The 11713-nt window shown below is 44.2% G+C and carries 17 protein-coding genes and 1 pseudogene; 10 read left to right on the plus strand and 8 right to left on the minus strand.

Features of this window, described 5'->3' with window-relative positions; translation table 11 throughout:
• Positions 1-14: 14 nt before the first annotated feature.
• Together KIH43_RS02805 and KIH43_RS02810 are read right to left on the minus strand one after the other, a co-directional pair.
• Positions 15-326: a metalloregulator ArsR/SmtB family transcription factor gene (locus tag KIH43_RS02805; RefSeq protein ID WP_296969987.1), complete on the minus strand. Its 312-nt coding sequence runs from the start codon at positions 324-326 to the stop codon at positions 15-17.
• 1 nt (position 327) lies between these two features.
• On the minus strand, positions 328-1200 hold the full coding sequence (locus KIH43_RS02810; protein ID WP_297717498.1) for an MBL fold metallo-hydrolase: 873 nt from the start codon (positions 1198-1200) through the stop codon (positions 328-330).
• 86 nt (positions 1201-1286) lie between these two features.
• On the opposite strand from KIH43_RS02810, the gene KIH43_RS02815 reads away from it, so the two are divergent.
• A complete protein-coding gene (locus KIH43_RS02815; RefSeq protein ID WP_297717501.1) occupies positions 1287-2105 on the plus strand; it encodes a sulfite exporter TauE/SafE family protein in 819 nt (272 codons plus the stop codon).
• Positions 2106-2218: 113 nt separating this feature from the next.
• Positions 2219-2746, plus strand: a complete 528-nt coding sequence (gene yjgA / locus KIH43_RS02820; protein ID WP_297717504.1) for a ribosome biogenesis factor YjgA — start codon at positions 2219-2221, stop codon at positions 2744-2746.
• A gap of 14 nt (positions 2747-2760) precedes the next feature.
• Here yjgA and KIH43_RS02825 read toward each other — a convergent pair whose 3' ends face one another.
• From KIH43_RS02825 to KIH43_RS02835, 3 genes are read right to left on the minus strand one after another with little or no spacing between them, the layout of a single operon-like run.
• A complete protein-coding gene (locus tag KIH43_RS02825) occupies positions 2761-3825 on the minus strand; it encodes an acyltransferase (RefSeq protein ID WP_297717507.1) in 1065 nt (354 codons plus the stop codon).
• Positions 3826-3839: 14 nt separating this feature from the next.
• Complete coding sequence (locus KIH43_RS02830; RefSeq protein WP_296969979.1) at positions 3840-4046, minus strand: hypothetical protein; 207 nt, start codon at positions 4044-4046, stop codon at positions 3840-3842.
• Between the two features lie 11 nt (positions 4047-4057).
• Positions 4058-4657 carry a DUF308 domain-containing protein gene (locus tag KIH43_RS02835; RefSeq protein ID WP_296969977.1) on the minus strand — a complete coding sequence of 200 codons (600 nt, stop codon included), beginning with the start codon at positions 4655-4657 and terminating at the stop codon, positions 4058-4060.
• Positions 4658-4807: 150 nt separating this feature from the next.
• Between KIH43_RS02835 and KIH43_RS02840 the strand changes: the two genes are divergently transcribed.
• Entirely contained in the window at positions 4808-5032 is a 225-nt protein-coding gene (locus KIH43_RS02840) for a hypothetical protein (protein ID WP_296969975.1), read from the plus strand.
• Positions 5033-5044: 12 nt separating this feature from the next.
• Complete coding sequence (locus KIH43_RS02845) at positions 5045-5416, plus strand: hypothetical protein (protein ID WP_297717512.1); 372 nt, start codon at positions 5045-5047, stop codon at positions 5414-5416.
• Between the two features lie 47 nt (positions 5417-5463).
• On the opposite strand, the gene KIH43_RS02850 is transcribed toward KIH43_RS02845, so the two are convergent.
• Entirely contained in the window at positions 5464-5766 is a 303-nt protein-coding gene (locus KIH43_RS02850; RefSeq protein ID WP_296970654.1) for a HigA family addiction module antitoxin, read from the minus strand.
• A 10-nt stretch (positions 5767-5776) separates the two neighbouring features.
• Positions 5777-6055 carry a type II toxin-antitoxin system RelE/ParE family toxin gene (locus tag KIH43_RS02855; protein WP_296970652.1) on the minus strand — a complete coding sequence of 93 codons (279 nt, stop codon included), beginning with the start codon at positions 6053-6055 and terminating at the stop codon, positions 5777-5779.
• A gap of 188 nt (positions 6056-6243) precedes the next feature.
• Between KIH43_RS02855 and KIH43_RS02860 the strand changes: the two genes are divergently transcribed.
• The 3 genes from KIH43_RS02860 to cobA are packed head-to-tail and all read left to right on the plus strand — an operon-like array spanning position 6244 to position 9416.
• Positions 6244-7956: a nitrite/sulfite reductase gene (locus KIH43_RS02860; RefSeq protein WP_297717515.1), complete on the plus strand. Its 1713-nt coding sequence runs from the start codon at positions 6244-6246 to the stop codon at positions 7954-7956.
• A complete protein-coding gene (locus tag KIH43_RS02865; RefSeq protein ID WP_297717517.1) occupies positions 7953-8531 on the plus strand; it encodes a DUF934 domain-containing protein in 579 nt (192 codons plus the stop codon). Before KIH43_RS02860 ends, KIH43_RS02865 begins: the two co-directional genes overlap by 4 nt.
• Positions 8532-8558: 27 nt before the next feature.
• Positions 8559-9416, plus strand: coding sequence for a uroporphyrinogen-III C-methyltransferase (cobA, locus tag KIH43_RS02870; protein ID WP_297717519.1), 858 nt, complete (start codon positions 8559-8561; stop codon positions 9414-9416).
• Here the strand turns inward: cobA and KIH43_RS02875 are convergent.
• Entirely contained in the window at positions 9339-9701 is a 363-nt protein-coding gene (locus tag KIH43_RS02875; RefSeq protein WP_297717522.1) for a CbiX/SirB N-terminal domain-containing protein, read from the minus strand. The genes cobA and KIH43_RS02875 overlap by 78 nt on opposite strands.
• Positions 9702-9783: 82 nt before the next feature.
• Between KIH43_RS02875 and KIH43_RS02880 the strand changes: the two genes are divergently transcribed.
• The 3 genes and pseudogenes from KIH43_RS02880 to KIH43_RS02890 form a co-directional block, all read left to right on the plus strand.
• Positions 9784-10803, plus strand: coding sequence for an ionic transporter y4hA (locus KIH43_RS02880; protein WP_297717525.1), 1020 nt, complete (start codon positions 9784-9786; stop codon positions 10801-10803).
• Positions 10804-10979: 176 nt separating this feature from the next.
• Positions 10980-11285 carry a hypothetical protein gene (locus KIH43_RS02885; RefSeq protein ID WP_297717528.1) on the plus strand — a complete coding sequence of 102 codons (306 nt, stop codon included), beginning with the start codon at positions 10980-10982 and terminating at the stop codon, positions 11283-11285.
• Positions 11285-11713, plus strand: a pseudogene (locus KIH43_RS02890) (glycosyl transferase family 1); the annotation flags it as partial. The gene KIH43_RS02885 and the pseudogene KIH43_RS02890, both read left to right, overlap by 1 nt.

The raw sequence follows: 11713 nt of genomic DNA on the forward strand, positions 1-11713 counted from the left end.
CATTCTCGCTAGCGCTATTTTTTGCAGTAATGTTTATACAAGAGACTTAATATCGACACGGCAATATCACTTGATAAGGAATAAAAAATTTGCTTTCCTTCTCTTCTTGTTTTCACCAATTTTTGTTTACGCAGAACAGTCAATTGTTGCGATAAGGTGGGTTGATGCAGGTCAATCGCTTGCTCAAGCTCAGTGACGCATTTTTCACCCTGGCCAATCTCACATAACAACATCATCCGATCGCTATTGGATAAAACTTTCATTAATTGACAAGCATCTTTTGCGGATGCTTGCATTTTTTTTAACTCAGATTTATTAATAGCCATATCAAAGCGCATTCAAAGGAATTTTTAAATAGGATTTTCCATTTGATTCTGGCTCTGGAAAATGTCCTGCACGTATATTGACTTGAATCGAGGGCAAAATCAGATTAGGCATCTCTAGAGTGGCATCGCGTGTATTACGCATTTGCACGAAATCCGCTTCACTAACCCCTGAATGAACATGAATATTTGACTTTTTTTGCTCCCCCACGGTCGTGCAATAAGTAATGGGCCTTCCTGCTGGAGGATAGTCATGGCACATATATAACATAGTCTCATCTGGATATGACAAGATTTTTTGAATCGAACGATACAAGGTTGCCGCACTACCGCCTGGGAAGTCGCATCGTGCAGTCCCCACATCCGGCATAAATAGGGTATCGCCAACAAATAATGCATTGCCAACCTCATATGCCATGCATGCTGGGGTATGCCCTGGAACATAGAGCGCTTTGAGTGAAAGCTTCCCAAAATCCAACGACTCACCATCTTTTAATAAGCAATCGAATTGAGATCCATCGGCTGAAAATGGCTTACTTAAATTAAATATGTCTTTAAAGACATTTTGTACATGCGTAATTTGTGAACCAATGACTATCTTTCCGCCAAGCTGTTCCTGAATATATGGCGCAGCTGTCAGATGGTCTGCATGAGCATGCGTTTCTAGTATCCAGATCAACTCTAATTGCTCACCTTTGATAAAAGCAATGACCTCATCAGCAGATCGCGTAGCAGTTCTCCCAGACTTTGGATCGTAATTAAGAACAGAATCGATCACAACACAAGGACTACCTTTGCCCAAGAAAACAACATAAGTAAAAGTCCAGGTTTCTGGATCAAAAAATGCTTTCACATCAGGTTGAAGACTCTGAGTCACAAGTAGTGCTCCTTAAATAGTGAATAAATGATAAAAATAGTATATTATATTTATATATATATTATCATGATCTACAATTTCCAGCAATGGACTACTCCGCCTTCATCAGCCCAGCCCTAGGCATCATTGTGGGATTATTAATGGGCCTTACAGGGGCCGGCGGTGGTATTTTGTCTGTCCCCTTGCTGGTATTCGTTTTGCATATGCCTGTAGCGCAAGCGGCGCCTATCTCGCTTTCCGCTATCGCCCTTTCTGCTGGAGTAGGAGCACTTCTTGGATTAAAAAATAAAATTCTGCGCTATAAGGCCGCAGGATTTATGGCGATATTTGGGCTCATCCTCTCTCCGTTCGGTTTATGGATTGCACAAATAGTGCCTAATGCGCCCTTGCTCATTTTATTTAGTTGCACGCTATTTTTTGTCTCTACTCGATTATTACTGCAAGCGCGAAGAGAGATGCTTCGTCTGCCTGATCCAGAACGTAAACCACCACCCTGCTTACTTCACCCAGAAATTGGAAAATTACGCTGGAATCTTCCATGCGCTAGATCCTTAATGTTCTCCGGTTCCTTAGCAGGATTTTTATCAGGCTTGCTAGGTGTCGGCGGTGGATTTGTGATTGTGCCGGCATTAAAGCGTTATACCGATCTGCCCGTGCAGTCCATTGTCGCTACTTCATTGGGTGTGCTGGCACTGATCTCCACAGGTGGGGTGATTTTTTCAGCTATCTCTGGTAATTTTGATTTATCCCTGGCTGCGCCCTTCTCGCTTGGTGCATTAACCGGTCTTTTACTGGGTAGAGAAATCGGAAAAAAGATCAGCGGTCCAAGATTGCAGCAAATTTTTGCACTGCTAGCATTAGCAGTCGCTATAAGCCTTGGCATCAAAGGAATTTTAGCCCTATAGCATTCGATCTTGGCATTTCAATGCTTGGGACATGTCTAATAATGAAGTTACTCAAGGATCAGCCAAGCTCAGATCTTCTTCGGACTATTCCTATCACCGTCTAAAATGAGCTTATGCATTTAAATGAAAAGAACCGCACTCCAAAAATTGCACCAGAGGATGAGGGTCCAAGCAAGTCGGAGTTAAAGCGCCAAATGACGGAGCGCCAGAAGCTGGCGGAAGTCTTGGCCGCCTTAAGTAGTGACGCCTTAAAAACCATCCCGCTAGATGAGGCTATCAAAAAGGCCATCGCTGAAACTAATAAGATTAAGAGCTTCGAAGCGATTCGGCGTCACAAGCAATATCTTGGCAAACTGATGCGTTTTTTAGATGAGGAAGAGCTTGCCGCAATCCAGAAACGCTTAGACGCAATTCAAGGTGTCAGCAAAGCGGAAACTGCCAAACTTCACTTCTTAGAAAATTATCGCGATCGCTTAATTGCACATGATGATGCGTTTACCAAAATGATTGAACAATATCCAGACATGGATATCCAAAATATGCGCACTCTTATTCGTAATGCACGTAGGGAAAAAGAGCTAAATAAGCCACCAAAGGCTTATCGTGAAATTTTTCGAGTCTTAAAAGAAATGGGTATTTAAAAGGCTTAAAGTAATCAAAGCTTTAACTTTGAGACTGGCAGCTCTATCAACCGATATAAATAATTTGCAGCAACCGTACTACATATCACTACTGACAACATCAATGTCAGCGCGAGTAGACCGCTCTTATACAAGTACCAATCACAAGCAATATAGAGCGTATTTGCCAGCAAAATAAAAGCAAAGTGAATTAAAAAAGCGCTATAGGACCGGGGGCTGGCCCAGACTATTGCATTTAACAATGTTTTCTTAAAGCCTACCGCTGGTGGATAAGTTTGATTGCCCCATACAAATAGCATAAGTGCTACGGCCCAAGCCAATATATTCCTTAACCAAAGCTGCTCAAATGAGGAAATCAAAATAATGACGCTAATCATGATCAGTGCACTTTTAGCCAAGCGCTGAACATCTGTATTCTGGAAATGCTTAGCTAGATATGCCAAGACACCAAGCCCATAGGCGCCAATGAAATAAATAAAGTAGGCTTCATATGCGCTAGATCGATTAAAAAATAGCAACGAACACACGGCCAGGATACTTAATATCCATATAACCGCTTGGTAACGCGGGAACGAAATCAACATGATGGCCAAAACTGTATATAGCTGCCAATCAATTGCCACATACCAAGCGCCAGCAGAGATAGAGTCAAGCCCCAAGATGCCTTGAATAAAAAATAGATGCGCCAAAAATTGAGAAAGTGTTTCTGTCTGACCAATGTATTCGTCATTAACCCAAAAGCGTGCAATATAAGCGCACAGCATAGTGACCAACAAGGCAACTGCATAAGGCGCAAATAATCGTAAGTAACGATTGAAAATGACTTTTAATAAGTGCTGACTACTAAAGGATTGATTGGCATAGCGGCTCAATGATTGGGCAGCCAAATACCCGGCCATAACTAAAAATATTTGTACAGCATATCGACCATATTCAAATAGCCAAGTCATGATGCCGGGTAATGCTATCCGAGCGTCTTCTGCAATCTGCCCATAACTTGATAGGTGATGCACAATGATGAAGAGAGCTGCAAAGACCTTAAGAAAATCAATCAGAAATAATGGTGCGGTTTTTTTCAAAGCAAATGGATGCCTTACTGTGGCTTTTTCGTTTTTTTGGCTGACTTGGCCGGCTTTTCTGCCATCAATGAAGCTAGCAGAGGATTGGCCTTTGCTAGCTCTTTTTTAGATTTAGCATTAGCTGCTGCAGCCCCCGGCTTTGGCGTCTTGGCAGCGTTTTTCATTCGCTGAGCAGTAGCCAATGCCAAATTCTTAAACAAATCCGTTTTCTTCATTGCCATGACAGAGCTCTTTATTTTGTTAAAGACTTAGCTGCTAGTCCTATGAACAACAATGACCATCCTTGTAATAGCAATTCGATTGCAATCAGAAGACCAGGCAACCAGAGGCTAGATGATGGAAAGTTATTCATAATGAGTACGCCCATCAAAATTGAGATCGCAGCAGAAAGCGCCAACCAAAACCACTCAGCAAAGTGACGATGCTGAAAGGCGGCGATGAGTCGCAAAAAACCTGTAATGAAAAAAATCGCGGCAAGCCACAAGGTAATAGCTTCTAGCGCAGGAATTGGGAAAGCCCATACATAAACAGCGGCTCCTATATATAAAACTGCAAAAATAAGCTGCACGCTAACACTCTTCCAGCCAGCTGACTTGAAGGCATGCACTGCCTGCAATACTCCGCCTGCAAACAAGAAGATACCGAGCACATTGACTGATACAAGGGAAAACAATGCTTGTCCAGCAATGCCAATCATGCCCAAAATGATGAACAAAACACCCAGACCGATCAGCGCCCCAGGAATTTTTGCTGCTGCCCCAAGCACATTGGCACGTATTTCTTTGATTTGCTCTACCGATAAATCAGCCATTCTTGTATCTTTCTCAATCATCAATTAACGAAGACTCTACTGTAACAATAAACCCCAATAACACCCCCTCAGAGATGCACTAGAAGGAGGGGGGTAAGCTAAAAATTGGTCGTTAACTCCAAAACCTGTATTCTTTAGCCTTTAAAACCTCTTAGCTAGACACGCCCTTTCATGGATACCACTCTCACCGTCATTCTTGGCATTGTTGCCATGCTTCTCCCTTTATTTGTGGGACGTTATGTTTGGAAAGGCTTTGATGGATGGTTTGGCAAGAACGATGAAATCTACATGGACAGTCTTGGATACTTTTTAAAAAAGATCGGCCTGACGATTCTTGTGGCCTTCATTCTTCTTTGGATTGGTATTGGCCTAGTCTTTAACGGTAATGGCGCTTAACAGGCCAACAGTATGAGCAGTCAACTCAAAACCATCATTAGCAAAGCAAAGTTGAACTTTGCAATTTTGATCAGCATTCTCGCTATAGCTGTTTTAGGAAAGCTCACTAATCCTGAATTAACGAACACGATTTTTGTAACTGCAGATCAATTGGTTTCAGATCTCTATATCGTCTTTATTGCCATTACTCTGGGCGCATTTATTCCGAACTTCAAATTGGTGGCTTTTGGATCTATTGGTGCCTTTGTTGCGGCCGCTCTACTGATCCATTTTCAGGTCTTTCACTATCTCACCACCGAATATGTATTTTCAGTGCTGATTGTGATTCTCGGATTTGCGTCCATTGCCAATCTGTACAGACACTATCGAGAATTTGGACTCTAGTCATTAATGATTAAAAATAAAAAGCCCCACATTAGTGAGGCTTTTTATTAGGCGGCCATTTTGAAAACCCGAATCCTGGGTTCTATCTCTTTTTGCAAATGGCGTTTGGCCATTCTCATATCAAATTCAGACTGCAAGTTAAGCCAAAAACGTGGCTCCATTGAAAAAAATAATCCAAGACGTAATGCAGTATCAGCAGTAATGGGGCGGGTTCCATGAACAATTTCACTGATACGACTTGGAGAAACATCAATATCAGCCGCTAACTGACGTGCAGTAATCCCAAGCGGCTTCATGAAGTCCTCTAATAGTATTTCGCCAGGGTGTATTTCATCGAGTAATTTTGTCATTGCATTAACCTCAGTGGTAATCCACAATTTCTACGTTGTAAGCACCGTCTTCCTTCCAAACAAAACAAATTCGCCACTGCAGATTGATACGAATGCTATGTTGACCCTTGCGATCCTTATATAAAAGCTCCAACATATTGCCAGGCGGAATCCTTAAATCCGATAAATCAGTTGCAGCATGTAATTGCAATAATTTGCGCCGAGCCAATCTTTCGATATTTTTAAATCTGGCTGTAGGGATGCTGTGAAACAACGCTTCAGTAGACTTGCATGAGAAAGAATGGATCATCAGCCATAATATTCTGTATTACAGAATCTGTCAAACAGAAATTTTTACCTTAATTATCTATATGAGTAAGACTGGCGGCACAGTTTTTCCAAATAAAGTACATAACTCTCCCTATATAACTATTGGATATATAGGATGGAATTTTCAGTATTTGAAGGAATATGGAAAATGCGTAACAATCGTGCGCTATGTATAAATATGACCATATTGACCAAACCCTTGTAAATCAACGGGTTGCACAATTTCGGGACCAAGTGGCTCGGCGCCTAAATGGCAGCTTAGCTGAGGAAGAGTTTCGTCCCTTGCGGCTACAAAACGGGCTATATCACCAACGCCACGCTTACATGTTGCGGGTAGCCATTCCCTATGGTCTATTTAACTCCAACCAATTACGTACTCTTGCGCTGATTTCTGAAAAATACGATCGGGGTTATGGCCACTTCACCACCCGACAAAATATTCAATACAACTGGGTCACTTTAGAAGACACGCCGGATATTTTGGCTGAGCTTGCCAAAGTAGAAATGCATGCCATTCAAACATCTGGCAACTGCATTCGCAATATTACTAGCGATGCATTTGCCGGGGTTGCTGGAGATGAGCATGTAGATCCGCGTCCGATTTGCGAATTACTACGCCAGTGGTCAACACTCCATCCAGAATTTGCACATCTACCCCGTAAATTTAAATTTGCGATCAATGGTGCAAAAGAAGATCGCACTATTTTGCTATGCCATGACGTAGGCATCGAATTAAAGAAAGATGCTGCAGGCCAATTGCTTGCTGATATCTACGCTGGCGGCGGTATGGGTCGTACACCCATTCTTGGCTCTCTCATCAAGCAAGAACTTCCCTGGCAACTGCTGCCAAGCTACTTAACTGCGCTTTTGCGTGTGTATAACCGTTTTGGCCGACGCGATAATCTCTACAAGGCGCGCATTAAGATTTTGGTGAAAGCGTTAGGCCCCGAGGAATTTGCTCGTCAAGTTGAAGGTGAGTGGCTCCATATCAAAGGTGGCGATGACAACTTTACAGAGGCCGAGTGGAATCGAGTAGCCAAGCACTTCACAAAACCTGCCTACAAGACGCTCTCTGCACTAAGCAATGATCAAGTGCTTGCATTAGCAAGTGATACGGAACGTGCGGCATTTGCGCGTTGGTTAGAGCGCAATGTTAAGCCTCACCAAGTACCTGGATATGCCAGCGTCATCCTCTCTTTGAAACCGCATGGTAGCGTTGCCCCTGGTGATGCGACTACAGCACAGATGTACGCTATTGCTGATCTCGCGGATCAATTTAGTTTTGGAGAATTAAGAGCGTCACATGAGCAAAACTTAGTCCTAGCAGATGTTGAGCAATCTCAGATGTACACTCTCTGGCAAGAGGCAAAAAAACAGAAGGTTGCGCTTCCCAACGTAGGCTTATTAACCGACATCATTGCTTGTCCAGGCGGCGACTTCTGCTCCTTAGCGAATGCGAAGTCCTTGCCGATTGCCAAAGCAATTCAAGAGCGCTTTGATGATCTAGATTACCTCTTTGATTTGGGGGATATCAGTCTCAACATTTCGGGCTGCATTAACTCCTGTGGCCACCATCACGTCGGCAATATTGGCGTACTAGGTGTCGATAAGGATGGTGAAGAGTGGTATCAGATCACGCTTGGTGGCGAGCAAGGTAATGATGCTGCGATTGGCAAAGTGATTGGCCCCTCTTTTTACGCCGATGAAATTCCAGATGTGATGACCAATATTATTAATACCTATGTTCAGCATCGCCATGATGGTGAGCGATTTATTGATGCGTACCGTCGTCTTGGCGTAACGCCTTTTAAAGAAGCCGCTTATAAGGATGCTAAGAAAAAAGAGTGCTCTGATAGCGGATCGGGAGTGGAAGCATCATGACGCACGCAAATACTGCGACACAAATTGCTGCTCACGAGCAGGTATTACATTTTCCAAAGGGGCAAAAGCCCAGCTTGGCTCCGAATGAATGGCTGATCTGGAGTGGCAGCGCCGATGAAGGCGGCTTGCCCGATTTAGTACATGGCAAACATAAAGTGCTCGTGCCATTTAGTTGGTGGATTACGCATCACAAAGAATCTGATGTCGCCAAACTTGCCCTCAATGGACGGATTGGCGTCTGGTTTGCAGCGGACGATGACATTCTGAAGCACGCTGAGCTGATTGAAGCAGGCAAAGCGTTATGGCCTGTTGTGGCAGCCCACTTTCCGATCTTTAGAGATGGCAGAAGCTTTAGCACTGCCGCCCTGCTACGAGATCGCCTGCAATGGACTGGTGAAATACGCGCCATTGGCGATGTCCTAATAGACCAGTTATTGCAAGGTGCGCGTGTTGGCTTTGATAGCTTTTCATTGCGACCCGATCAAAATACTGAAGTTGCTTTAAAACAATTCGATTTATTTAGCGTCACCACTCAAAATAGCTGGCGAGATCGCCGCGCCACTGCAAATATTTAAAGCAAAGACATTCTTAAAAAAACATCTATGGCGATATCTGTAAATTCCACAAACGCTCAACTTGGCAAGGTTTATCTTGTAGGTGCGGGACCGGGCGCAGCAGATCTGATTACAGTACGTGGCGCCAAACTGCTCGCGCAGGCAGATATTGTGTTTCATGATGCATTGGTAGAGCCAGAAATGCTCGCTCTCTGCCCACAAGCTATCTTGGTTCCTGTTGGTAAACGCTGTGGCAAGCTTTCTTCTGCCCAAGCGTTCATCAATAAACGCTTAGTCGATGCAGCTCATAAGTTTCAAACCGTCGTGCGCCTCAAAGGGGGTGATCCCATGCTATTTGGCCGCGCTGATGAGGAGTTAAATGTCCTCAAACTAGCGGGTGTTGCAGTTGAAGTCGTACCCGGGATTACAGCAGCTTTAGCGGGGGCAGCCAGCATTCAGCAATCGCTGACACTGAGAGGCATTTCCCGCAGTGTCGCCTTCATTACTTTGGCACAAGGTGCAGAGAATTTGCCTTCCGACCAAACCCATCAACCGATTGCCGTGCCAAGTGCAGATACGATGGTCTATTACATGGGCCGCAAAGATGCCAAGCGCATCGCTACGCAACTCATTGCAGAACACGCCACTTTTAACGAGACCACGCCTGTGCAAATTTTGGAAGCCGTCAGCACACCTCGCGAACGTCATTGGCTAGGTACACTCACTCAAATGGCACAGGGTAATGCAGATCACTGGTTTGACAGTGGTTCGCCCGCACTGATTGTGATTGGAGACGCACTAAAAGCGCAAGAGTCGTTACAAGAATCTTTACAAAGCAGCAATGCCGAAATTGATAATGGCTTGCAAAACAGTGGGGCTCTCACCCACAGCAGGCGTCGCGCTTAATTGAATAGCGGGAAAGCGCTGTCGACATTGATCTAGCAGTACAGGGAAATCATTTCTGAGATGACCCCCTTGTCCAAAAAACACTGGGATCACGACAATGTCTTTGGCGCCCTTTTGCACCAAACTCTCTACAGCCGTCTCCAAAGAAGGTTGCATCATCTCTAAGAAAGCTAATTCGACCAAGGTTTGCGGTTGTTGGTCTCGCCATAACGAAATGAGCTGATCAAACGGTTCACGCCAGCGACTATCGCGGGCACCGTGACCAAAAAGGATGGCTGCTTTCATGAAATTGATCTTTTTTGTTTGATATTAATAAACTACTATAAGCTTAACCTGATTTAACCCATAGTGAGTAGCGCAATTCTTCATGACACATCTTCTTAGTCAAACGTGGTTCATCATCCTCATGAGCGTGACGCTGATTGGCGCCGTCCTTTCAGCCGTGCATCATGCTGAAGTTATTGCCCATAAAACTGGTGAGCCCTATGGCACTCTAGTGCTCTCCATTAGCGTCACTATTATTGAAGTCTCTCTCATCATCTCGATGATGCTCACAGGACACGAAGGTTCGGAATTCATTGCCCGTGATGCAGTATTTGCGACCGTCATGATTGTCATCAACGGAGTCATTGGGCTTTGTATTTTTACTGGTGGCTTAAAGCATCATGAAATGTCGTTTCGCAATGAAGGCACTAACTCTTCTCTAGCCGTTTTAACCGCACTGGCAACCTTCATTCTGGTCATGCCGGTTGTGACCATTAGTACACCGGGGCCAGATTTCACAAAGAGTCAACTTGCCTTTGCCGGCATTGCCTCATTTGCGCTCTATATTGCATTTATCTTCTTTCAAACCGTTTCACACCGTGACTATTACCTACCAAGTGATGATGGGACGAGGTCCGATAGCAATGTGCACGCAAGTAAACCAAGCAATGTAAAAACAATGGTGAGCCTGCTTCTATTATTGATTTCGCTGGTCGCAGTCGTTGGACTGGCAGAGATGTTAAGTCCCGCCATTGAGGCAGGGGTCAAGGCTGCTGGCGCACCGAAGACGATTGTAGGTATCGCTATTGCAATGTTAGTACTGATGCCTGAGGGATTTGCTGCAGTACGCGCGGCAAAAGCTAACCGTTTACAAAGTAGTTTGAACTTAGCGCTTGGATCTGCTCTAGCAAGCATTGGCTTAACGATCCCAGTGGTGGCAGCCATTGCCATCCTATTTGATTTACACCTTAGTCTTGGCATTAGTACCCTCAATACTGTTTTGCTCTATCTCTCCCTGTTTATCGGCGCCATCACCCTAGCTATTGGTAGAACCACTTTGCTGCAAGGGATCGTGCATCTGATCATCTTCTTTGAATATCTTTTCTTAAGTTTGGTACCTTAAGTCAATACAGAGTCAAACACCCCATTTCCAGGGTTTTACCCCCAAATTAAGCACCCCATTTATGTAAATACCCCCTATTGAGCCCATATAATGTGGTCTGCATGACCATTTACCTACAAATTCAATAGAAAATAGAGTTTCTAGCAATTCCCCCAAGCGGAATTAGCCCTTCCCCGATGAAAAAAGCCCTAAAACGCCATATTCTTACCACCCTCAAACATGGTTTGGCTTTTTTAGACAAAAATCCGGCCTTACGTCGTCAGGTGTATTTCTTTATTTGCAAATATGGCATGTATAACTTTTTGAAAAAGTTTTATGCCAGCCGTCTACAACAAGCATCTACCAATCAATTCTCACCTTTAATGGTTGGACCAGTAGTTGTCTTGGATATCTCAGAAGAGCAACTATCAAAACGTGCGCAGATGATTTACAGCCAACTGAAATCCTCACCTGCAGCTAATACCGATACGAAAGTGTCTTGATGCGAATTGTCATTGACTTACAAGGCGCACAAAGCAATAGTCGCTTTAGAGGTATTGGGCGCTACTCCACATCCTTAGCGCAAGCGATTATTCGCAATCGCGGTGAGCACGAAGTAATTCTGGTGCTCAACGGTTTATTTCCGGATGCCACCCAGTTTATTAAAAATCAGTTTGCGGATTTATTGCCCCCCGAAAATATTCGGGTTTGGTATGCGCCTGGTCCGGTAATGGAGTGCCAGGCTGGAACCGATTTACGCCGCGAAGGTGCTGAACTGGTGCGCGAGGCGTTTATTGCTAGCCTGCAGCCTGATATCGTGCACATTAGCAGTCTCTTTGAGGGCTTTGGCGATAACACCGTAACGAGTGTCGGTCGCTTTGATCTCGATACGCCAGTCAGCATTTCTTTTTATGACCTCATTCCATTTCTG

Source organism: Polynucleobacter sp., assembly GCF_018500155.2.
In the GTDB taxonomy this organism is placed as follows: Bacteria; Pseudomonadota; Gammaproteobacteria; order Burkholderiales; family Burkholderiaceae; genus Polynucleobacter.

Coding starts and splice junctions, on each gene's coding strand:
- KIH43_RS02840 (WP_296969975.1), top strand. CDS start 4,808: ATGGATACCACTCTCACCGTCATTCTTGGCATTGTTGCCATGCTTCTC.
- KIH43_RS02860 (WP_297717515.1), top strand. CDS start 6,244: ATGTATAAATATGACCATATTGACCAAACCCTTGTAAATCAACGGGTT.
- cobA (WP_297717519.1), top strand. CDS start 8,559: ATGGCGATATCTGTAAATTCCACAAACGCTCAACTTGGCAAGGTTTAT.
- KIH43_RS02845 (WP_297717512.1), top strand. CDS start 5,045: ATGAGCAGTCAACTCAAAACCATCATTAGCAAAGCAAAGTTGAACTTT.
- KIH43_RS02875 (WP_297717522.1), bottom strand. CDS start 9,701: ATGAAAGCAGCCATCCTTTTTGGTCACGGTGCCCGCGATAGTCGCTGG.
- KIH43_RS02865 (WP_297717517.1), top strand. CDS start 7,953: ATGACGCACGCAAATACTGCGACACAAATTGCTGCTCACGAGCAGGTA.
- KIH43_RS02855 (WP_296970652.1), bottom strand. CDS start 6,055: ATGATCCATTCTTTCTCATGCAAGTCTACTGAAGCGTTGTTTCACAGC.
- KIH43_RS02850 (WP_296970654.1), bottom strand. CDS start 5,766: ATGACAAAATTACTCGATGAAATACACCCTGGCGAAATACTATTAGAG.
- KIH43_RS02880 (WP_297717525.1), top strand. CDS start 9,784: ATGACACATCTTCTTAGTCAAACGTGGTTCATCATCCTCATGAGCGTG.
- KIH43_RS02805 (WP_296969987.1), bottom strand. CDS start 326: ATGGCTATTAATAAATCTGAGTTAAAAAAAATGCAAGCATCCGCAAAA.
- KIH43_RS02815 (WP_297717501.1), top strand. CDS start 1,287: ATGGACTACTCCGCCTTCATCAGCCCAGCCCTAGGCATCATTGTGGGA.
- KIH43_RS02835 (WP_296969977.1), bottom strand. CDS start 4,657: ATGATTGAGAAAGATACAAGAATGGCTGATTTATCGGTAGAGCAAATC.
- KIH43_RS02885 (WP_297717528.1), top strand. CDS start 10,980: ATGAAAAAAGCCCTAAAACGCCATATTCTTACCACCCTCAAACATGGT.
- KIH43_RS02830 (WP_296969979.1), bottom strand. CDS start 4,046: ATGGCAATGAAGAAAACGGATTTGTTTAAGAATTTGGCATTGGCTACT.
- yjgA (WP_297717504.1), top strand. CDS start 2,219: ATGCATTTAAATGAAAAGAACCGCACTCCAAAAATTGCACCAGAGGAT.